This window comes from Streptomyces sp. NPDC022552, from assembly GCF_055561875.1.
In genome coordinates, this window is record NZ_JBVHGJ010000028.1 from 1 (window position 1) to 24,212 (window position 24,212).

At 75.1% G+C, this 24,212-nt stretch carries 3 protein-coding genes; all 3 read left to right on the plus strand.

Annotated features, from left to right (window positions below):
* The coding region (locus tag ACZ3OF_RS35735) for a type I polyketide synthase (RefSeq protein WP_467309012.1) at nucleotides 1-11,193 on the plus strand (11,193 nt) is incomplete at its 5' end.
* Nucleotides 11,190-15,926: a type I polyketide synthase gene (locus tag ACZ3OF_RS35740; protein ID WP_467309013.1), complete on the plus strand. Its 4,737-nt coding sequence runs from the start codon at nucleotides 11,190-11,192 to the stop codon at nucleotides 15,924-15,926. The genes ACZ3OF_RS35735 and ACZ3OF_RS35740, both read left to right, overlap by 4 nt.
* A gap of 2 nt (nucleotides 15,927-15,928) precedes the next feature.
* The coding region (locus tag ACZ3OF_RS35745) for an SDR family NAD(P)-dependent oxidoreductase (protein ID WP_467309015.1) at nucleotides 15,929-24,212 on the plus strand (8,284 nt) is incomplete at its 3' end.

The window sequence follows — 24,212 nt, forward strand, 5'->3', positions numbered from 1 at the left end:
GTCGTGTTGTCGGTGCCGCGGGAGTGGGATGCGGAGGGCACGGTCCTTGTCACGGGTGGCACGGGCGCACTGGGCGCACTCACCGCCCGCCACCTGGTTCTCGAACACGGCGCGCGTCACCTGCTGCTGACCGGCAGACGCGGCGCCGAAGCCGACGGCGTGGAAGCGCTGACCGCAGAACTGCACGCCCTGGGCGCCGACGTCACGGTCGCGGCCTGCGACGTCTCCGACCCCGAAGCGCTCGCCGCCCTGCTCGCCGGCATCCCGGAGCAGCATCCGCTCACCGCCGTCGTGCACGCGGCCGGCGTCCTCGACGACGGCCTGGTCGACACGCTCACCGAGGACCGCCTCGCGGCCGTCCTCGCGCCCAAGACCGCGGCCGCCGTCCTGCACGAGGCGACCGCCGGTGCCGACCTGGCCGCGTTCGTCACGTACTCCTCGATATCCGGCACCCTCGGCAGCCCCGGGCAGGCCAACTACGCGGCGGCCAACGCCTACCTGGACGCGCTCGCCCACCACCGGCACGCCCGCGGCCTGCCCGCGCTCTCCCTCGCCTGGGGCGCCTGGACCGGCGTCGGCGGCATGGCCGACACCCTCACCGAGTCCGAGGCCGCCCGCATCAGCCGCTCCGCCTTCCCGCCGCTGAGCCCCGAGCGCGGCCTCGGCCTGCTGGAGACCGCCCTGGCACTGCCCGGCCCGGCGCTGCTCCCCGCCGTGCTGGACACCGCCCGGCTCGCCGCCTCCCCGGCGGCGCTGCCGCCACTGCTGCACGGCCTGGCCCGCCCCGCCCGGCGGGTCGCCGACCGCTCCGCAGCCTCGGGCGGGCTCGCCGAGCGACTGCGCCGACTGCCCGAGGAGGACCGGGCCCGTACCGCGCTCGAACTCGTCCGCGGCCAGGTCGCGGCGGTGCTCGGCTTCGCCTCACCGGAGGCGGTGGACCCGTCGCGGCCGTTCAAGGACCTCGGCTTCGACTCGCTGACCTCGGTGGAGCTGCGCAACCGGATCGGCCAGGCGGCCGACCGCAGGCTGCCCGCCACGCTGGTGTTCGACCACCCGACTCCCGAGGCACTCGCCGCCCATCTCGTGACGGAGATCCTCGGCGACTCCGCCGCCCCGGTGCCTGTCGCGCCCGCCCCGAACCCCGCAGCGGCCGACGACGACCCCATCGCGATCGTCGGTATGGCCTGCCGCTTCCCCGGCGGGGCCGACACCCCCGAGGCCCTGTGGCGGATCGTCGCCGACGAGACCGACGTCATCGGCGACTTCCCCACCGACCGGGCCTGGGACCTGGCCACCCTCTACGGCGAGACCGAGGAGCCCGGCGACCGCCGGACCTTCGAGGGCGGCTTCCTCTACGAGGCCGCCGGATTCGACCCGGCCTTCTTCGGCATCTCCCCGCGCGAGGCGCTGGCCATGGACCCGCAGCAGCGGCTGCTCCTCGAGACCTCGTGGGAAGCCTTCGAACGAGCCGGCGTCGATCCGGCGCGGCTGCGCGCCAGTTCCACCGGCGTGTACATAGGCACGGCCACCTCCGGTTACGGCATCGGACGGTTCGACGTACCCGAGGGCTCCCGCCCGCACATGCTCACCGGCACCGCGACGAGCGTCATCTCCGGTCGGCTGGCCTACACGTTCGGGCTCGAAGGACCGGCGGTGACCGTGGACACCGCGTGCTCGTCGTCGCTGGTGGCGCTGCACCTGGCCATCGGCGCGCTGCGCCGCGGCGAGTGCACGATGGCGCTGGCGGGCGGCGCCACGATCATGACGACGCCCAGCATGTTCGCCGACGCCGCGCAGGGCGGCGCGCTCGCGCCCGGCGGCCGCTGCCGGGCCTTCTCCTCCGATGCCGAGGGCACCGGCTGGGGCGAGGGCGTCGGAATGCTCCTGGTCGAACGGCTCTCCGACGCGCGCCGCAACGGACACCCGGTCCTCGCCCTGGTACGCGGCAGCGCGGTCAACCAGGACGGCGCGTCCAACGGCCTCACCGCGCCCAACGGACCCGCCCAGCAGCGCGTCATCCGTGCGGCGCTCGCCGACGCGGGCCTCGACACCGCCGACGTGGACGCGGTCGAGGCGCACGGCACCGGGACGGAACTCGGCGACCCCATCGAGGCCCAGGCCCTGATGGCCACGTACGGGCGCGGACGGGACGAGGAACAGCCGCTCTGGCTGGGGTCGGTGAAGTCCAACATCGGGCACACCCAGTCGGCCGCCGGCGTCGCCGGGATCATCAAGATGGTGATGGCCCTGCGCCACGGTGTGCTGCCGCGCTCCCTGCACATCACCGAACCCAGCCGGCACGTGGACTGGGACGACAGCGGCGTCCGGCTGCTGACCGGAAGCCTGGAGTGGCCGGACGCCGGCCGCCCGCGCCGAGCGGCCGTCTCGTCGTTCGGCATGAGCGGGACCAACGCCCACACCATCCTGGAGCAGGCCCTTCCGGAGCCGGAGCCGGCCACGGACGTGCCCGACACCGAGCCCGACTCCGAGCCGGGGACCGACGCGGTATCGCCGGTCGACCTGCCCTGGCTGCTCTCCGCGCGTACCCCCGACGCCCTGCGCGCCCAGGCACGGCGGCTCGCCGACCACCTCGACACCCACCCCGCGCTCTCCGACCGCGACGTGGCCCACTCGCTGGCCGCCGGCCGCTCCCGCTTCGAGCACCGAGCCGTCCTCCTCGGTCCCGGCCACCGCGAGCGGCTGACCGCCCTCGCCGACGGCGCACCCGCGCCGGGACTGGTGACGGGGACGGCGGCGCGCACCGGCCGCGTGGCGTTCGTCCTGCCCGGCCAGGGCTCGCAGTGGCCCGGCATGGCCGACCGGCTGCTGGACGAGTCCGCGTCCTTCCGCGACACGTTGCGCGCCTGCGCCCAGGCGCTGGAGGAACACCTCGACTGGTCGGTCGAGGACACGCTGCGCGGCCGGCCCGGAGCCGCTGACCTCAGCCGGGTCGAGGTCATCCAGCCCGTGCTGTTCGCGATGATGGTGGCGCTCGCCGGGCTCTGGCGCGAACACGGCGTCGAGCCGGAGGCCGTGGTCGGCCACTCGCAGGGCGAGATCGCCGCCGCCCACCTCGCCGGAGCCCTCACCCTGGAGGACGCCGCGCGGATCGTCACCCACCGCAGCCGTCTGCTGTCCCGGGTGGTCGGCCGGGGCGCGATCGCCTCCGTCTCGCTGCCCGCGCACGAGGCCGAGGCGCGGCTGGAGCGCTGGTCCGGCGCGCTCAGCATCGCCGCCGTCAACGGCGTGTCGTCCGTCTCCGTCGCCGGCGACGAGGCACCGCTGGACGAGTTCCTCGCCAGGCTGGAGGCCGAGGGCGTCCGCTGCCGCAAGCTCCGCATCAAGGGCGCGGCGCACTCGGTCGTCGTCGAACCGCTGCGCGAGGAGGCCCTCGAGGTCCTGGCACCCGTCCGGCCGCGCGCCTCCCGTATCCCCTTCTACTCCACGGTCACCGGCGGCCTGCTCGACACCACGACGCTGGACGCGGAGTACTGGTACCGCAACATGCGGCAGACCGTGCAGTTCGCCCCGGCCACGCGCGCCCTGCTCGCCGACGAGTTCGGCGTCTTCGTCGAGTGCAGCCCCCACCCGGCGCTCGGCGGGTCCGTCCAGGAGACCGCCGAGGACGCCGGCGCACCCGACCCCGTGCTGCTGACCTCGCTCCGCCGCGAGGAGGGCGGCCTCGAACGGTTCTCCGTCTCGCTCGCCGAGGCGTTCACCCGGGGCGTCGAACCCGCCTGGCCGTCCCACGGCGCCGCCGTGGACCTGCCCACCTACCCCTTCCAGCGGGACCGCTACTGGTGGGAGCCCGCCCCCGAGGAGACGACCGTCCCTGCCGGGAGCGGCACGGCCGAGGAAGGCCGGTTCTGGGCCGCCGTGGAGGACGGCGACACCGAGGCGCTCGCCGAGTCCCTGGGCACCGACGCTCTCGCCCCCGTACTGCCCGCGCTCGCGGCGTGGCGGAGGCGTTCCCACGACCGGTCCACGGTGGACGGCTGGCGCTACCGGGTGGAGTGGAAGCCGCTGCCCCTCACCGGCCCCGCAAGGCCCGCGCTGACCGGCACCTGGGCGATCGTCGCCGGCCCGGCACAGGAGGAACTGGCCGCCCGGCTCGCCGCACTGGTCGAGCAGGCCGGCGGCGAGGCCCGTGTGACCGCGCCCGCCGGACCGTCCGAGGAAGAGCCGTTGTCCGGGGTGATCTCACTGCTCGCCCTCGACTCCCGCCCGCACCCCGAGCACACGGGCATCAGCACCGGAGCCGCGCAGAACCTCGCCCTGCTGCGCACCGCGGCCGCCCGCCCAACCCCGGTCCCGCACTTCCTGATCACCAGCGGCGCCGTCTCCGTCGGCCGCGTGGACCCGGTACGGGACACCGCGCAGGCCGCCACCTGGGGGCTGGGCCTGGTGGCCGGACTGGAACGGCCCGACTGCTGGGGCGGCCTCGTCGACCTGCCCGAACAACCCGACGACCGGGTCCTGAACCGGCTGCTGCGGCTGCTCGCTCGGCAGCCCGCGAGCCCCGGGGAGTCCGACGGCTCCGGTACGGAGGACCAGCTGGCGCTCCGCCCCGCCGGGGTCTTCGTCCGCCGCATGGTCCGGGCACCGCGGAGCACCCCGGTGCGGTCCTGGCAGCCCGGCTCCACCGTGCTCATCACCGGCGGCACCGGCGGCATCGGACGGCATCTCGCACACCACATGGCCGACCGGGGCGCACACAAGCTCGTCCTCACCGGCCGCCGCGGCCCGGACACCCCCGGCGCCCGGGAACTGGCCGCCGAACTGACCGACCGGGGCCTCGAGACGATCGTCGCCGCCTGCGACGTCACCGACCGGAACCAGGTCGCCGCACTCCTCGCCGAGCACCCCGCCGACGCGGTGATCCACGCCGCCGGCGTGCCGCAGGCGACCGCGCTCGCCGACTGCGACGAGGCAGAGTTCGCCGCGGTGGCCGCCGCCAAGACCGAAGGCGCCCGGCACCTGGACGAACTGGCCGGTGACGTCGGCACGTTCGTCCTCTTCTCCTCCGGCGCGGGAGTCTGGGGCGGAGCGGGCCAGGCCGCCTACGCGGCGGCCAACGCCGAGCTCGACGCGCTCGCCCTGGACCGGCGGGCCCGGGGCCTGTCCGCCACCGCCGTCGCGTGGGGCGGCTGGGCCGAGGGCGGCATGGCCGACGACGGCCACGCCGCCGCCGAACTCGGCCGTCGCGGACTGCACGCGATGGAACCGCGCCTCGCCCTCGAGGCGCTCGACCAGGCACTGGACGCCGACGAGACCTGCCTGACCGTCGCCGACATCGACTGGGAACGCTTCACGCCCGGCTACACGGCGGCCCGCGCCCGGCCGCTGATCATGGACATCCCGGAGGCCGAGGCGGCGCTCGCGGCACCCGCCGCCCAGCCCGACGGACCCGGCGAGGTCGACGCCCTGCGCGACGCGCTGCTCGCACTGAACGGGCCGCAGCGGACCCAGCACCTGCTGGATCTCGTACGCGGCCACGCCGCCGCCGCGCTCGGCTACGCCGACTCCGCCAAGATCGAGGCCGGCCGCGCCTTCCGCGACCTGGGCTTCGACTCGCTGATGGCCGTCGACGTGCGCAACCGCCTGCAGACCGCCACGGGCCGCAAACTGCCGCCCACCCTGGTGTTCGACCACCCCACCCCCGCCGACCTGGCCGCCCACCTCCTCGCCGAGGTGCTCGGCGAGGAGGCGGCGGCCGAGGACACCGCGGCCCGCGCCACCGGCACCACCGAGGACGAGCCGCTGGCCGTGATCGGCATGAGCTGCCGCTACGCCGGCGCCGACTCGCCCGAGGACCTGTGGCGGCTGGTGCTGGACGGCGTCGACGCCGTGGGGCCCTTCCCGCAGGACCGCGGCTGGGACCTGGACAACCTCTACGACCCCGACCCCGACCGCCCCGGCACCTCCTACGTCAAGGAGGGCGGATTCCTCACGGACGCCTCCCACTTCGACGCGGCCCTCTTCGGCATCAGCCCCCGCGAGGCCGTCGCCACCGACCCGCAGCAGCGCCTGCTGCTCGAGGCGACCTGGGAGGCGATGGAACGCGCCACGATCGACCCGTCGTCCCTGCGAGGCAGCGCGACCGGTGTCTTCGTCGGCACGTCGTTCGTCGGCTACGGCATCGGGGCCCAGCAGGCGGGCAGCGAGGCCGAGGGCTTCTTCCTCGCCGGCACCGGCACCGCCGCCGCGTCCGGCCGCATCTCCTACACCTTCGGCCTCGAAGGACCCGCCGCCACCGTCGACACGGCCTGCTCGTCCTCCGCCGTGGCCATCCACCTCGCCTGCCAGGCACTGCGGCAGAACGAGTGCGACATGGCGGTCGCGGGCGGCGCCGCCGTCCTCGCCACCCCCGCTTCCTTCACGGAGTTCAGCCGCCAGCGCGGCCTCGCACCCGACGGACGGTGCAAGCCGTTCGCCGCCGCGGCCGACGGCACCGGATGGGGCGAGGGGGTCGGCGTGATCCTGGTCGAACGCCTCTCGGACGCCCTGCGCAAGGGACACCCGGTCCTCGCGCTGATCCGTGGCACCGCCGTCAACCAGGACGGCGCTTCCAACGGCCTGACCGCCCCCAGCGGTCGCGCCCAGCAGAAGGTCATCCGCCAGGCGCTGGCCAACGCCGGCCTGGACACCGACGACATCGACACCGTGGAGGCGCACGGCACGGGCACCACCCTCGGAGACCCCATCGAGGCCCAGTCGATCCTGGCGACGTACGGCCGGAACCGGCCCGAGGACCGCCCGCTGTGGCTGGGCTCGGTGAAGTCCAACATCGGGCACACCCAGTCGGCGGCGGGCGTCGGAGGCGTCATCAAGACGGTCATGTCGCTGCGCGAGGGCATCCTGCCCAAGACGCTGCACATCGACGAGCCGACCCCGCACGTCGAGTGGTCCACGGGCGCGGTCGAGCTGCTGACGCAGACCACCCCCTGGCCCGACACCGGCGGGCGCCCCCGGCGGGCCGCCGTGTCGTCCTTCGGCGGCAGCGGCACCAACGCCCACCTCGTACTCGAGCAGTACGTCCCCCAGTCCGAGGCCGGCCAGGACCCGGAGCGCGTCACCGAGCCCGGCAGCGACCCGGCGTCCGAGGACGCCCCCGTGACCGGCGGCGCCCCCGAACTCGACGGCGTGGTCGCCCCCTGGATCCTGTCCGCCCGCGGCGCGGAAGCACTGCGCAACCAGGCCCGCCGACTCCTGGAGCACCTGGACACCGCCCCCGCCGCCCATCCCGCCGACCTCGCCCACTCGCTGACGGCAGGCCGCGCCCTGCTCGAACACCGGGCCGTCGTCGTCGCGGCCGACGCCACCGTCCGTCGCGGCGCGCTGGCCGCCCTGGCCCGCGGTGAGGCCGCGCCGCATCTGGTCCGCGGCGCCGTACGGCCCGGCAAGGTCGCCTTCGTCTTCCCAGGGCAGGGAGGCCAGTGGGCGGGCATGGCGGTCGAACTGATGGACAGCTCCGAGGTCTTCGCCGCCGAGCTGTACGCGTGCGCCGAGGAACTCGCCCGCCACGTGGACTGGTCGCCGATCGACGTGCTGCGCGGCGCCGAGGGCGCCCCGCCGCTGGACCGGGTCGACGTGACACCGGCCGTACTGTTCGCCGTGACGGCGGCACTCGTCGCCCTCTGGCGTGCGCACGGCGTCGAACCCGACATGGTCCTCGGCCACTCGCAGGGCGAGATCGCCGCCGCCTACGTCTCCGGCGCGCTCACCCGCGCGGAGGCGGCCCGGATCGTCGCCCTGCGCGGCACCGTACTCCTCCCGGTGGCCGGCCTGGGCGGCATGGCATCCGTGGCCCTGTCCCCCGACAGGACCCGCGAGCTGCTGGAACCGTGGGGCACACGGCTCTCCCTCGCCGGGATCAACGGCCCCGCGTCGTCCGTCGTCGCCGGGGAACGCCAGGCGCTCGACGACTTCCTCGAGGCCTGCGAGCAGGACGGCGTCCGGGTCCGCCGGGTCCGTGTGGACTTCAGCTCGCACTGCGCCCAGGTGGAGCCGATGGCCGAGGAGCTGGCACGCCTCGTCGCCGACCTCGAACCCCGCACGGGCACCGTTCCGTTCCACTCCACCGTCACCGGGGAACGGACGGACGGCACACTCCTCGACGCCACATACTGGCAGCGCAACCTCGCCACCCCCGTCGACCTGGACCGGGGCGTGCGCGGACTGGTGGAGCAGGGTGCCCGCTTCCTGGTGGAGATCGGCCCGCACCCCGTCCTCGCCCCCGCGCTCGGTGAGATCCTCGACGACATTCCCGGCCTCGACCCGGGCGAGGTCACCGTCCTCGGCACACTGCGCCGCGACGAGGGCGGCATGGAGCGCTTCCTCCTGTCCGTCGCCGAACTCCACGTGCACGGCGGAGCCGCCGACCTCACCGCGCCGCTCGCCGGGCTGCCGGTACGGACCGTCGCCCTTCCGCCGTACCCCTTCCAGCGCGAGCGCTACTGGCTGGAGCCCGCGCCCGCCGGCACCGGCGATCTCGGCGCGGCGGGCCTGGGCAGTACGGGACACCCGCTGCTGACCGCCGCACTGACCCTCGCCGACGGCGCGAGCACCGTGTTCACCGGCCGGCTCTCGCTGCGCACGCACCCCTGGCTGGCCGACCACGCCGTCCTCGGCACCGTGCTGCTGCCGGGCACCGCGTTCGTGGAGATGGCCCTCCACGCCGGCGCGCAGGCCGGCTGCCCGGTGCTGGAGGAACTGGCCCTGGGCGCACCGCTGGTGCTCGGCGAGCACGGCTCCGTCGCGGTGCAGCTCACGGTCGGCTCCCCCGGCGAGGCAGGCCGCCGCGAGGTGTCCGTCCACGCACGCGACGCCGACCTGCCGGACGCCCCCTGGGTCCGGCACGCCAGCGGCACCCTGGCACCCGCCGCGCAGACCGCGCAGCCCGCCACCGCACTCTCCGCCTGGCCCCCGCCGGGCGCCGAGCCGCTCGTGCTCGACGGCTTCTACGAGGGCATCGCCGACGCCGGCTACAGCTACGGCCCCGCCTTCCGGGGACTGACCGGCGCCTGGCACCGTGACGGCGAACTCTTCGCCGAGGTGCAGCTCCCCGACGGCGTGTCCGCCGACGGCTTCGCGCTCCATCCGGCACTCCTCGACGCCGCCCTGCACGGCATCGGGCTGCTGCGAGGCATGCGCGAAGGGGACGGGGACAGGACCGACCGACCCGCCGAACTCCCCTTCATGTGGCGCGAGGTGTCCCTGCCCGCCACCGCGTCCAGGGTGCTCAGGGTGCGGCTCACCGAGTCCGGCGACGGCGTCGGCCTCGCGCTCCACGACGACACCGGCGCACCGGCCGGCGGCGTTGGCGCCCTGGTGGCCCGCCCGGTCGGCACAGAGCTGTCCGCCGCCCGGCGCGGCCTGGCCACCACCCTGTTCCAGGTCGAGTGGGCGACCGAGCTGCCGCTCCCGACCACCGCGACCGGCGACGACGGGTACGCCGTCGCCTCCTTCACCGACGGTGTCCCCGGCGCCGACCCGGCCGCCGAGGTCGAAGCGGCCGTCACCCGGGCCCTCGCCCTGGTCCGTGACCGGCTTGCCGACGAGCAGCACGCCACACAGCCCCTGGCCGTGATCACCCGCGGAGCCGTCGCCACCGGCGACGACGACCTCACGGACCTGGTCGACGCACCCGTACGGGGCCTGATCCGGTCCGCCCAGGCCGAGCACCCGGGCCGGTTCGTACTCGTCGACCTGGACCCGGCCGCCGGGCCCGAGGCCAACGCCGACCCCGCCGTACTGCGTGCCGCTGTCACCGCCGCACTGGACGCGGGCGAGACCGAGGTCGCCGTACGGGACGGCCGGGTCCTCGCGCCCCGACTGGTCCGGATGCCCGTCCCCGAAGCGACGGAACCCACCGGCCTGGACACGTCCGACGGGACGGTGCTCGTCACCGGCGCCACCGGCACCCTCGGCCGCGCCCTCGCCCGGCACCTGGCCCAGCACCACGGCGTACGCCACCTGCTGCTGCTGAGCCGGAGCGGGCCGGACGCGCCCGGGGCGGCAGAACTGGTCGCCGAACTCGCGGAGCTGGGCGCGGAGGCCACCGTGGCCGCCTGCGACATCGCCGACCGCGAGGCACTGGCCCGCACCCTCGCAACGATCCCCGACGCGCACCCGCTGACCGCCGTGGTGCACACCGCCGCCGTCCTGGACGACGGCGTGCTCACCGGCATGACGGACGAGAGCGTCGCCCGCGTGCTCGCGCCCAAGGTGCGGGGCGCCGTCAACCTCCACGAACTCACCCGGGACAGCGAGCTCTCGGCGTTCGCCCTCTTCTCCTCCGCCGCAGGTGTGCTGGGCGGCGCGGGACAGGCCAACTACGCGGCGGCCAACGTCTTCCTCGACGCCTTCGCCGCGCACCGCCGCCGGCTCGGGCTGCCCGCCGTGTCGCTGGCCTGGGGGCCGTGGGCCGAACGCACCGGACTGACCGAAACGCTCACCGAGGCCGACGTACGCCGGGTCGCGCGATCCGGCATGGGCGCCCTCACGACGGAGGACGGCATGGCCGCCTTCTCGGCGGGCTGCGCGGCCGGCCGGGCGCTGGTGGTGCCGGTGGCGCTCCAGCCCGCGGCCCTGCGCGGTCGCACCCCGGTGCACCCGCTGCTGCGCGTCCTGGCGCCCCGCCAGGAGCAGCGGACCGCCGCCGGCGCCGGCGACCCGGCCGCGCTGCGGACCCGGCTCTCCGGAGCCCCGGAGGCCGAACAGCGGCGGATCCTGCTCGACCTGGTACGCGGCCAGCTGGCCGCCGCCCTCGGCTTCGCCTCCGCGGGCGCCGTGGACGCCGACCGGGGCTTCCTGGAGATGGGCCTGGACTCCCTCACCGGGGTCGAGCTGCGCAACAGGCTCTCCGCGGCCACGGGGCTGAGGCTGCCCGCCACGCTGGTCTTCGACCATCCGACGGCCGCCGACGTCGCCCGCCACCTCCGCACCGAGCTGGCCCCCGAACCGGGACGGGCGGTGGACGGCCTGCTGGCCGAACTCGCCCGCCTGGAGGCAGGGCTGGACCAGGTCGAGGCCGACGACGAGGACCGGGCCCGGGTGGCGGCCCGGCTGCGGGCGCTGGCCGGCCGGTGGAGTGGCGGGCAGGACGCCCGGGACGAGCAGGAGAAGGACCTGGACGCCGCCTCGGCGGACGAGGTCTTCGCGCTTCTGGACAACGAGTTCGAGACGTCGTGAGAGGACGCGGACAGCAGATCATGGCCGACACGAACCCGGACCAGCAGGAGAAGCTGCTGGCCTACCTGAAGCGCGCCACGGCGGAGCTGCGCGACGCGAACCGCCGCGTGCGCGACCTGGAGGAGCGCGCGGCCGAGCCGGTCGCGGTGATCGGCATGGCCTGCCGGTACCCCGGCGGCGTGCGCTCCCCGGAAGACCTGTGGGAGCTCGTCGCGTCCGGCACGGACGCACTCGGCCCGCTGCCCACGGACCGCGGATGGGGCACACCGGAGGCGTCCGCCCCCGGGCGGCGCGGCGGATTCGTGTACGACGCGGGCGAGTTCGACGCCGCCCTGTTCGGCATAAGCCCCCGCGAGGCCGCCGCCACCGACCCGCAGCAGCGGCTGCTCCTGGAGGCCTCGTGGGAGGCGGTCGAACGGGCCGGCATCGACATCCGCACCCTGCGCGGCGGACGGACCGGCGTCTTCGCCGGCACGATGTATCACGACTACCCGTCCGTGATCGACCCCGCGGCGCTCGAGGGCTACATGGGTACGGCCAACGCCGGCAGCGTCCTCTCCGGCCGCGTCTCCTACACCTTCGGGCTGCAGGGCCCGGCGGTCACGGTGGACACGGCGTGCTCGTCGTCGCTGGTCGCCCTGCACCTGGCGGCGCAGGCACTGCGCGCCGGCGAGTGCGACCTCGCCCTGGCGGGCGGGGTGACCGTGATGTCCGCGCCCACGATGTTCTCCGGCTTCGGCTTCGAGGAGGGCAGTGCCGCCGACGGCCGCTGCAAGTCCTTCGCCGCCGCTGCCGACGGCACGGGCTGGGGCGAGGGCGTCGGCGTGCTGCTGGTGGAGCGCCTGTCCGACGCCCGCCGCAACGGGCACCAGGTGCTGGCCGTGGTGCGTGGCTCGGCCGTCAACCAGGACGGCGCGTCCAGCGGCTTGACCGCGCCGAACGGCCCCGCGCAGCAGCGGGTGATCCGTGCCGCGCTGGCATCGGCCGGTCTTGAGGCGTCCGAGGTGGACGCGGTGGAGGCGCACGGTACGGGCACGACGCTGGGCGACCCGATCGAGGCGCAGGCGTTGCTGGCCACGTACGGGCAGGGACGTGACCCGGAACGGCCGCTGTGGCTCGGTTCTGTGAAGTCCAACATCGGGCACTCCCAGGCCGCCGCCGGTGTCGCCGGCGTCATCAAGATGGTGGAGGCGATCCGCCGGGGAGTGCTCCCGGTGACGCTGCACGTGGACGAGCCGACCCGGCAGGTGGACTGGTCGGCGGGCTCGGTCGAGCTGCTGACCGAGGCGCGTCCCTGGCCGGAGACGGGCCGGCCGCGCCGGGCCGGTGTCTCCTCCTTCGGGGTGAGCGGCACCAACGCCCATGTGGTCCTGGAAGCGGCCCCGGCCGAGGAGCCGGCGCAACCGCTGCCCGTCCTGCCCGGGGCGCGGCCATTCCTGCTGTCGGGCCGCTCGGCCGCCGCGCTGCGCGCCCAGGCCGCCCGCTTGCTCGACCCGGCCGGCCTCCACCACCCTGCGGACCTGGCGTACTCGCTGGCGACGGGGCGGGCGGCGTTGGAGCATCGTGCTGTCGTCATCGGTGGCGACCGTGAGGAGCTGTCGGCCGGGTTGCGTGCGCTGGCTGCGGGGGAGTCCTCGGCGCAGGTCGTCTCCGGTGTGGTGCGTGGTGGGAACACGGCGTTCCTGTTCTCGGGTCAGGGTGCGCAGCGGGTCGGGATGGGGCGTGAGCTGTACCAGGCGTTCCCGGCGTTCACGGAGGCGTTCGATGCGGTGTGTGCGCGAGTCGACCTCGAACGGCCTTTGCGGGAGGTGGTGTTCGGGGAGGACGCGGAGCTTCTGTCCCGGACGGTCTATGCGCAGGCGGGGCTTTTCGCGGTCGAGGTGGCGTTGTTCCGGCTGGTGGAGTCCTGGGGCGTGACCCCGGACGTGCTGGTGGGCCACTCGATCGGCGAGCTTGCTGCCGCGCACGTGGCCGGAGTGCTTTCCCTGGACGACGCCTGCGCTCTCGTCTCGGCGCGTGGTCGTCTGATGGACGCGTTGCCGTCGGGTGGTGCGATGCTGGCCGTGGAGGCTGCCGAGGACGGGCTCGAGTTGCCTGACGGTGTGGACCTTGCGGCCGTCAACGGGCCCGCTTCGGTGACGGTTTCCGGTGACGCGGACGCGATCGATGCGCTGGAGGAGCGGCTCCGGGCGGAGAACGTACGGGTGAAGCGACTCACCGTTTCGCACGCGTTCCACTCGCACTTGATGGAGCCGATGCTCGACGAGTTCGCGGCGGTCGCGAAGTCGCTGACGTACCACGCACCGACGATCCCGGTCGCCGCCACCGCTCCCGGGGACGTGGCGACTCCGGACTACTGGGTCGGTCAGATCCGTGAGCCTGTCCGGTTCGCCGACGCGGTTTCCTCGCTCGCTGATGTGCGGGTCTTCCTCGAACTCGGCCCGGACGCCACCCTCTCGGCCCTCGTCCCGCACATCGCCGATGACTTCCCCGCCGTCCCTGCCCTGCGTGCGGGGATCGACGGCGTCCGGACGCTGTTCGCCGCCGTTGCCGGAGCGCACGCCCACGGAGCGGACGTCGACTGGCGTGCGGTCTTCGGCTGCCTCGGCGGGCGTACCGTGGACCTGCCGACGTACGCCTTCCAGCACCAGAGGTACTGGCCGCTCCCCGCGCCCGGCGCGTCGGGCGGGACCGGCGAGCCGGTCGTCGACGACGCCTTCTGGTCCACCGTCCGTCGCGGCGACGCGGAAGCCCTGGCCGGTCTCCTCGGCGTCGACGGCGACGAGGACCGCGAGCGGCTCGGCGATGTGCTGCCGGTGCTCGCGGGCTGGCACGGCCGGTCGCGCGCCCAGGACCTGCGGTACCGCGAGGATTGGTGCCCCATCGCCGTACCCGCCGACCCGGTCCTGTTGGGTGGCTGGCTGGTGCTGGCCCACCCCGGGCACGAGGAGACGGCGGCCGAGTGCGCCGAGGCGATCCGGCGCTGCGGCGGTACTCCGCACCTGAAGGTGCTCGACGCGACCGATACGGCGGCGGGTCTACGGGAGGTGGCCGAGGCCGAACAGCCCTGGACGGGCGTGCTGTCGCTGCTCGGCCTGGACGACGAGACCGCCGCGGCCGACGGCCTCGCCCTCGTCCAGGCGCTGGCCGGCACCGGGACGCGGCTGTGGTGTGTCACCCGTGGCGCCGTCGCGCTCCCCGGCGAGGAGCCCCCCGGCGCGGGCGGCCACGCCCTGTGGGCGCTGGGCCGGGTGGCCGCGCTGGAACACCCGTCGCTGTGGGGCGGCCTGATCGACCTGCCCCCGGTCGGAGTGCCGGGGACCGCGCTGGCAGGCGTCCTCACCGGGATCACGGGTGAGGACCAGGTCGCGCTCCGGGACACCCCGCTCGTACGGCGGCTGGCCCCCGCACCGCCGGTCACAGCCGCACCCTGGCGCCCCCGTGGCACCGTGCTCATCACCGGCGGGACCGGCGCGCTCGGGGCGCACGTCGCCCGGTGGGCGGCGCGCAACGGCGCCGAGCAGCTGGTCCTGGCGGGCCGCCGCGGACCCGCCACGCCCGGCGCCGGTGAACTCGTCGCGGAACTGGAGGAACTGGGGGCGCGGACCGCCGTGGTCGCCTGCGACCTCGCCGACCGTGACGCGGTCGCCGCGCTGCTGGCCGAGCACCCGCCGAACGCGGTCGTCCACGCCGCGGGCGTCGGAGGACTGGGCCGACTGCCGGAGCTGACCGAGGACGACCTGACGGCGGCGCGGGCGGGCAAGGCCGACGGCGCCGAGCACCTGGACGCGCTCTGCGGCGACCTCGACGCCTTCGTGCTCTTCGGTTCGGTGGCCGCCACCTGGGGCGGCGCCGGCCAGGCCGCCTACGCCGCCGCCAACGCCCGCCTGGACGCGCTGGCGCTGCGGCGGGCCGCCCGTGGCGCGCCCGCGACCTGTGTCGCCTGGGGCGCCTGGCGCGGAGAGGGCATGGCCGGGGGAGCGGAGAGCGAACTCGCGCGCCGGGGCGTCCTCGCCATGGACCCGGACGTGGCGCTGCACGCTCTCGCCGACGCGGTGGCGGACACCGTGCCCACCGTGACCGTGGCAGGTGTCGACTGGCCCGCTTTCGCCCGGGCCTTCTCCTCCGCCCGGCCCAGTCCCCTGCTCGCCGGCCTGACGGGCGGCGACGACTCCTCCGGGGCCGAGAAGCCCGAGGAAGCCGGCGATCTGCGGGAGAGGCTGCTGGCTCTGCCGAATTACGACAGGCTCGACACCGCCGTGGATCTCGTACGGGCGCAGGCCGCACTCGTGCTCGGCCACGCGCACAGCGGCGAGGTGGAACCCGACCGGGCCTTCCGGGACCTCGGCTTCGACTCGCTCACCGCGGTGGAGATGCGCAACCGCCTCAACGCCGCCACCGGTCTGCCGCTGACCGCCACCGTGGTCTTCGACTACCCGACGCCCGCCGAACTCGCCGCACACCTCCTGGAGGAGTGCGGCATGGAAGCGGACTCCGGCACGGACACGGCCGGTACGGAGGATGCGGGCGCCGCCGACGGCGAGCAGCGCATCCGTGCGGCGCTGGCCCGGGTGCCGCTGTCCCGGCTCCGGGAGGCCGGACTGCTCGAACCCCTGCTGCGCATGGCGGGGGAGGAACCGGACGACGCGGGCACAGCGACAGCGCATCCGGTGGACGAACTGGACGGCGAGGCCCTGCTGAGTCTCGTCGCCGCCGACGACGGGGAGTACTGACCATGACCGCGCCCGCCGACGGACGCTACGTCGAAGCCCTGCGCACGCTGGTCAAGGAGAACGACCGGCTCAAGATCCGCAACCGCGAACTGGCCGTCGCCGGGCACGAACCGGTCGCCATCGTCGGGATGGCCTGCCGCCTCCCCGGCGGCATCGACTCGCCCGAGGCGCTGTGGGACCTGGTGTCCGCGGGGGGTGACGGGATCAGCGACTTCCCCGCCGACCGCGGCTGGGACCTCGGCGCCCTCTACGACCCGGACTCGCGCGGAGAAGGCACCTCCTACTCCCGCCAGGGCGGCTTCGTCCATGACGCGGGCTGCTTCGACGCGGACTTCTTCGGCATCTCCCCGCGCGAGGCCCAGGCGATGGACCCGCAGCAGCGCCTGGTCCTGGAGGCCTCCTGGGAGGCGATCGAGCGCGCCGGGATCGCCCCCCAGGGGGTCAGGGGCACGCCGGTCGGCGTGTACGTCGGGGCCGCGTCCTCCGGCTACGGCACCGGTGTGCCCGTCGCCGAGGAGGCGGCGGGCTATGCGCTCACCGGTACGGCGACCAGCGTGCTGTCCGGCCGGATCGCCTACAGCCTCGGCCTGGAAGGGCCCGCGGTCACCGTGGACACCGCGTGCTCGTCGTCCCTGGTGGCGCTGCATCTGGCGATGCAGGCGCTGCGCCGGGGCGAGTGCACCATGGCGCTCGCGGGCGGGGTGACCGTGATCGCGACCCCGGCCGCGTTCGTCGAGTTCAGCAGGCAGCGGGGGCTGGCCCGCGACGGCCGCTGCAAGGCGTTCGCGGCGGCTGCGGACGGCACCGGCTGGAGCGAGGGCGCCGGAATGGTGCTACTGGAGAAGCTGTCCGACGCGCGTCGCGCCGGTCACCGGGTACTGGCGGTGCTGCGCGGCTCGGCGGTCAACTCGGACGGTGCATCCAACGGCCTCACCGCCCCCAACGGCCCGGCTCAGCGGCGCGTCGTCCTGGACGCGCTTGCCGCGGCCCGGCTCTCGGCCGCCGAGGTGGACGCGGTGGAGGGCCACGGCACCGGCACCACCCTCGGCGACCCGATCGAGGCCAAGGCGCTGCTCGCCACGTACGGCAAGGACCGCGACCGCGCTGAGCCCCTGTGGCTGGGTTCGCTGAAGTCCAACATCGGGCACACACAGGCCGCTTCCGGCGTGGCCGGGGTCATCAAGATGGTGCAGGCGATGCGGCACGGCGTGCTGCCCCGCACTCTGCACGTGGACGCGCCCAGCCCGCACGTGGACTGGTCGGCGGGTGCGGTGGAACTGCTCACCGAGAACCGGCCGTGGCCCGACACCGGGCGCCCGCCGAGGGCGGGCGTCTCCTCGTTCGGAGTGAGCGGCACCAACGCGCACGTGATCCTGGAGGGCGCGCCGGCCGAGGAGGAGACGGAGGCGGAGACCGGCCCGGTACAGGCGCGGGACGCCGCTCCGTCCGTCGCCCCGTCCGTCGTGCCCTGGGTGCTGTCCGGGCGCGACGCGGGTTCGCTGCGCGCCCAGGCGGAGCGCCTGCACGCCCACGTCGCCGCGCGGCCCGATCTCGACTCCGTCGATCTCGCCGTCTCGCTCGCCACCACCCGGTCCGCGCTGGACCACCGTGCCGTCGTCCTCGGAGCCGACCGCGGTGAACTGCTGGACGGGCTGAGCGCGCTGGCCGCGTCCGGAACCGCGCCCCAGGCCGTCACGGGCACGGCGCGAGCGGGCCGGACGGCCTTCCTCTTCTCGGGGCAGGGCTCCCAATGGGCCGGCATGGGGCAGGGACTGGAAGCCTTCCCGGTCTTCGCGGACGCTTTCGCAGAGGCGTGCCGTGCGGCAGGTCTTGATGCCCGGGCGTACGGCGACGGTCCGGCGCTGGAACGGACCGGTACCACCCAGCGCGCGCTGTTCGCGCTGGAGGTGGCGCTGTTCCGGCTCGCCGAGTCCTGGGGGCTGGTCCCGCGTCATCTGGTCGGGCACTCAGTCGGCGAACTGGCCGCCGCGCACTGCGCCGGCGTGCTGTCACTCGAGGACGCGGGCACACTCGTCGCCGCGCGGGCGCGGTTGATGGACGCGCTGCCGTCGGGCGGCGCGATGCTGGCCGTGGAGGCCGCCGAGGACGGGCTCGATCTGCCCGACGGGGTGGATCTGGCGGCCGTCAACGGGCCCGCCTCGGTGACGGTCTCCGGTGACGCGGATGCGATCGCGGTACTGGAGGAGCGGCTGCGTTCCGAGGGCGTACGGGTGAAGCGTCTGAGCGTCTCCCATGCGTTCCATTCGCACCTGATGGAGCCGATGCTCGACGAGTTCGCGGCGGTCGCGAAGTCGTTGACGTACCACTCCCCGACGATCCCCGTCGTCACCACCGCGCCCGGGGACCTGGCGACCCCGGACTACTGGGTCGGTCAGATCCGTGAGCCCGTCCGCTTCGCCGACGCCGTACGGACGCTGCGGGACAAGGGAGTCACCCGCTTCGTGGAGGTGGGCCCGGACGGAGTGCTCACCGCCGCGGTCCGCTCCTGCCTGGACGCGGACGACGACGTGGCATGCATCGCCCTGCAGCGCGCCGATCGCGCGCCGGTCGGTGCGTGGTGGCGCGGCATCGCCGCCGCACACGCCGCGGGGGCGGCGCTCGACTGGCCCGCGATCACCGCCGGCTGGGGCGGCCGGGTCGTCGACCTGCCGACGTACGCGTTCCGGCGCGAGCACTACTGGTCCGTGCCTCCCGTCCCCGAGACCGGCGGTCCGGCGAACTGGCGGTACACCGACACCTGGGAACCGCTGCCGGAGGCCGAGACGCCCGCGCTGCGCGGCACTTGGCAGATCCTGACTGATCCTGACTCTGAATCTGAAGCCGACGCGGCCTCCCGCCCGCTGGTCACCTGGTGCGCCGAGGCACTGCGCGCACACGGAGCGACCGTCACCGTCGGCGCCGTACCCGATCCGTCCGCCGACGGTCTGGTCCTCCCGTACGACCCCCGACCGCACCCCGAGCACCCGGGGCTGTCGCGGGGACTTGCCGCGCTGCCCGGCGCGGTACGCGGGGACGGCGCCCCCGTCTGGGTGCTCACCCAGGGCGCGGTGGCGGCCGACGACGGCGAGCCCGCCGACCCGGGCGCGGCACAGCTGTGGGCGATGGGCCGGGTGGCCGCGCTGGAGCGACCGCACCGCTGGGGCGGCGCGCTCGACCTGCCGGAGGACCCCGGCGCCGACGCCGCGCTCCACCTGGCCGCCGTACTCGCCGGCACCCACCGGGGCGAGGACCAGGTGGCCGTGCGCGCGGGCGGCGTCCTCGCCCGAAGGCTGACGCCGGCGCCCCCGCGTCCCGCCACGCCCTGGCGGCCGCGAGGCACCGTGCTCGTCACCGGCGGCACAGGGGCGCTCGGCGCACATGTCGCCCGCTGGCTCGCGGGCCGCGGCGCAGCGCACCTGGTGCTGGCCGGACGGCGCGGCGCCGACGCCCCGGGCATGGCCGAACTGACCGCCGAACTCACCGCGGCCGGGACCGAGGTCACCGTCGCCGCCTGCGACATCGGCGATCGTGCCGCCCTCGACGCCCTGCTGGCCGCGCACCCGCCGAACGCCGTCGTGCACGCCGCCGGAAGCGGCGACTTCGGCACCCTCGCCGACGTCTCGGAGCAGGACATCGCCCAGGTGCTGGCCGCCAAGGTCACCGGCGCCCTGCACCTCGACGACGCGCTGCGGACCACGGAACTCGACGCCTTCGTCCTGTTCTCCTCGGTCGCCGGCGTCTGGGGCAGCGGCGGCCAGGGAGCCTACGCGGCCGCGAACGCAGCCCTGGACGCGATCGCCCAGCGGCGCGCCGCCCGCGGACTGCCCGCCACCTCGGTGGCGTGGGGACCGTGGGCCGGCAGCGGCATGGCAGGCGCCGCGGACACCGCCGACTACCTGCGGCGGCGCGGCCTGCGCGCCATGGACCCGGCGCAGGCGCTCGAAGCGCTGGGCACGGCCGTGGACGGTGGGGACGTGTGCGTGGCCGTGGCCGACATGGACTGGGCCCGCTTCGTGCCGGCCATGACCTCCGTGCGGCCCCAGCGGCTCTTCGACCGCCTCACCGTCACCCTGCCGCAGGGTGGCGCGGCCGGACCGGCGGCGGAGCGGAACCCCGGAGCGGTTTCCGCGACGGTGGCCCGTCTCGCCGCACTCACCCCCAAGGAACGGCGGCGCGAGCTGGCCGAGCTGGTCCGCGGGCATGTCGCCGCCGTGCTCGGTCACCGCGACACCGAAGCCGTCGGTCCCCGCCGGGCCTTCACCGACCTGGGATTCGACTCCCTGACCGCCGTCGAACTGCGCGACCGCCTGGCCGAGGCCACCGGCCTCGCCCTGCCCGCCACCGTCGTCTTCGACCACCCCAACCCGGACGCTCTGGCCGGCCACCTCGACGACCTCGTGCGCGGAACCGATGGCGACGAGGCCGACACGGCGACCAGGGCCGCGGTCTCCGACGCCGAACCCATCGCCATCGTCGGCATGGCCTGCCGCTTCCCCGGTGACATCAGCTCGCCGGACGCGCTGTGGCGTCTGGTCGCCGAGGGCCGTGACGGCATCTCCGGGTTCCCCGGCGACCGGGGCTGGGACACCGAGCGGCTGTACGACCCGGAGGGTGGCGCGGGTGCCTCGTACGTCCGCGAGGGCGGATTCCTCCGCGACGTCGCTGAGTTCGACGCCCGCTTCTTCGGTCTCTCGCCGCGCGAGGCGCTCGCCATGGACCCGCAGCAGCGGCTCATGCTCCAGACCGCGTGGGAGGTGTTCGAGCAGGCCGGCATCGACCCGGAGGCGCTGCGCGGCACTGACACCGGGGTGTTCGCGGGCACCAACGGCCAGGACTACCCGGTGCTGCTCGCCGGCGATCCCGATGTCAGCGAGGGACACCAGGGCGCCGGGAACGCCGCGGCCGTGCTCTCCGGCCGGGTGGCCTACAGCTTCGGCTTCGAGGGGCCCACCCTCACGGTGGACACCGCGTGCTCGTCGTCGCTGGTGGCGCTCCACCTGGCGGTGCGGGCGCTGCGGGCCGGGGAATGCTCGATGGCCCTCGCCGGTGGTGTGACCGTCATGTCCACCCCGACCGCCTTCGTGGAGTTCAGCCGACAGCTCGGGCTGGCCGCCGACGGCCGCTGCAAGCCCTTCGCCGCCGCTGCCGACGGCACCGGCTGGGGCGAGGGCGTCGGCGTGCTGCTGGTGGAGCGCCTGTCCGACGCCCGCCGCAACGGGCACCAGGTGCTGGCCGTGGTCCGCGGCTCGGCCGTCAACCAGGACGGCGCGTCCAACGGCCTGAGCGCCCCCAGCGGACCCGCGCAGCGACGCGTGATCCGCCGGGCGCTAGCCGACGCCGACCTGAGGCCGTCGGAGGTGGACGCGGTGGAGGCGCACGGTACGGGCACGAGGCTCGGCGACCCGATCGAGGCGCAGGCGCTGCTGGCCACGTACGGGCAGGACCGTGCGGAACCGCTGTGGCTGGGCTCGCTGAAGTCCAACATCGGTCACACGCAGGCGGCTTCGGGCGTCGCCGGGGTGATCAAGATGGTGCAGGCGATGCGGCACGGCACGCTGCCCGCGACCCTGCACGTCGACGCGCCGACCCCCGAGGCCGACTGGTCGGCGGGCTCGGTCGAGCTGCTGACCGAGGCGCGCCCCTGGCCGGAGACCGGCCGGCCGCGCCGGGCCGGTGTCTCCTCCTTCGGGGTGAGCGGCACCAACGCCCACGTGGTCCTGGAGGCGGCCCCGGCCGAGGAGCCGGCGGGGCCGGAGGTGACGGACGGAACGCCGCCGGAGAATGCGCCGCTGCTGCCGCTGCTGCTCTCCGCCCGTACGGCGGATGCGCTGCCCGCGCAGGCGGAGCGGCTGCGCGCCGCCCTGGCCGGGAGGCGGCTCGCCGATGTCGCGTACTCACTGGCGACCACCAGGAGCATGCTGGAGCACCGCGCGGTGGTCCTCGCGGCCGACGGCGAGAGCGCGACGGCCGCGCTGCGGGACCTCGGCAACGCCGTCGTCGGACGGGTCGCGTCCGACGCACCGCGCCTGGCCCTTCTGTTCTCGGGTCAGGGTGCGCAGCGGGTCGGGATGGGGCGTGAGCTGTACGAGGCGTTCCCGGTGTTCGCGGACGCGTTCGACGAGGTGTGTGGGCGAGTCGACCTCGAACAGCCTTTGCGTGAGGTGGTGTTCGGGGAGGACGCGGAGCTTCTGGCCCGTACGGCGTACACGCAGCCTGCGCTGTTCGCGGTCGAGGTGGCGTTGTTCCGGCTGGTGGAGTCCTGGGGTGTGACCCCGGACGTGCTGGTGGGCCACTCGATCGGTGAGCTTGCTGCCGCGCATGTGGCGGGGGTGCTGTCGCTGGACGACGCGTGCCGTCTGGTGTCGGCGCGTGGTCGGTTGATGGACGCGTTGCCGTCGGGTGGTGCGATGCTGGCCGTGGAGGCGGCCGAGGACGGGCTCGAGTTGCCTGACGGTGTGGACCTTGCGGCCGTCAACGGGCCCGCTTCGGTGACGGTTTCCGGTGACGCGGACGCGATCGGCGCGCTGGAGGAGCGGCTCCGGGCGGAGAACGTACGGGTGAAGCGACTCACCGTTTCGCACGCGTTCCACTCGCACCTGATGGAGCCGATGCTCGACGAGTTCGCGGCGGTCGCGAAGTCGCTGACGTACCACTCTCCGACGATCCCGGTCGCCGCCACCGCTCCCGGGGACCTGGCCACTCCGGACTACTGGGTCGCCCAGATCCGTGAGCCTGTCCGGTTCGCCGACGCGGTCGCCTCCCTCACCGATGTGCGGGTCTTCCTCGAACTCGGGCCCGGCGGGGTGCTGTCCGCGCTCGTCCCGCAGATCCGCGAGGACGCGACCGTCGTGCCGGCCCTGCGCTCGGGCCAGGACGAGGATGCCGCCCTGTTGCGCGCCCTCGCCGCCCTGCACGTGCACGGGGTGCCTGTCGACTGGGTCACCCTGCTCGCGCCGGCCGGTGGCCGTCGTATCGAGTTGCCCACGTATGCCTTCGTCCCCGAGCGCTATTGGCCGTCGGTCTCCGCGCGCCCCGGTGACATGGTGTCCGCCGGGCTGGGGGAGACCGGGCACCCCGTCCTCGCCGCAGGTGTCGAACTCGCCGACGACGGCGGCCTGGTGTTCGCCGGGCGGCTCTCCGTCCGCACGCACCCCTGGCTCGCCCAGCACCGGGTGCACGGCCGTATCGTGGTTCCCGGCACGGCGTTCGTCGATCTCGCGGTGCGCGCCGGCGACCAGGCGGGCTGCGACGTCCTGGACGAGCTGGTCCTGCACACCCCCCTGGTACTGACGGAGGAGGAGTCCGTCCAGCTCCAGGTCCTGGTCGGTGCTCCTGACGAGGACGGCGGGCGTCCGCTCACCGTCCACTCGCGCCTCTCCGACGGCACCGGCTGGTACGGGCAGCCGTGGACCCGGCACGCCTCCGGCACTCTGAGTGCCGCGGCCCCCGTGGTCGCCCCGGCTTCGTCCTGGCCGCCGGACGGCGGCCACGCCGTGACGCTCGACGAGCTGTACCCGGCGTTGGCCGGTGCCGGGCTGGAGTACGGTCCGGTGTTCCAGGGGCTGCGCGGCGTCTGGCGTGCGGGCGAGGACCTCTGGGCCGAGGTCGTCCTGCCGGAGCAGGCGCACGCGGACGCCGGCCGCTTCGGGCTGCACCCGGCTCTGCTCGACGCGGCGCTGCACGCGCTCGCCGTCAGGGCGGTCGAGGCGGACGGACCCGCAGGACCGCCCGGACTGCCGTTCTCCTGGTCGCAGGTGACCCTGGCGGCCTCCGGCGCCACCACGCTCCGCGTACGGCTCTCGCCGCGCGGCGACGACGCGGTGGAGCTGCTGGCCCTCGATCCCGGAGGCCGGACGGTCCTCTCCGTCGGGCGTGTCGTGCTGCGGCCCCTCGCCGCGGACGCACCGGCGGGCGCCGCGGTGGCGCGACCGGTGCACCGGGTGGACTGGATCCCACTCCCCGAACCGGCGCCCGCCCGGGTGACCTGGGCCGTCGTGGGACCCGACCCGTACGGCGCGGCCGACGCGCTCGCGGCTCTCGGGGCCGACTGCGTACGGGCGGCCGACATCGCTTCGGCCTCGGCCGATCTGCTGCTGGTCACCTCGGCGCCCGCCGACGGGTCCGACGGTCTGGACGACACCGAGGCGCGCGTGTGCGCGACCCTCGGCACCGTCCAGGAGTTCCTGGCCCGCGCGGACACCGAAGCCACGCTCGTCCTGCTCACCCGGGGCGCTGTCGCGGCCGACCCGGGCGACGACCTGCCCGATGTGTCGGGTGCCGCCGTAC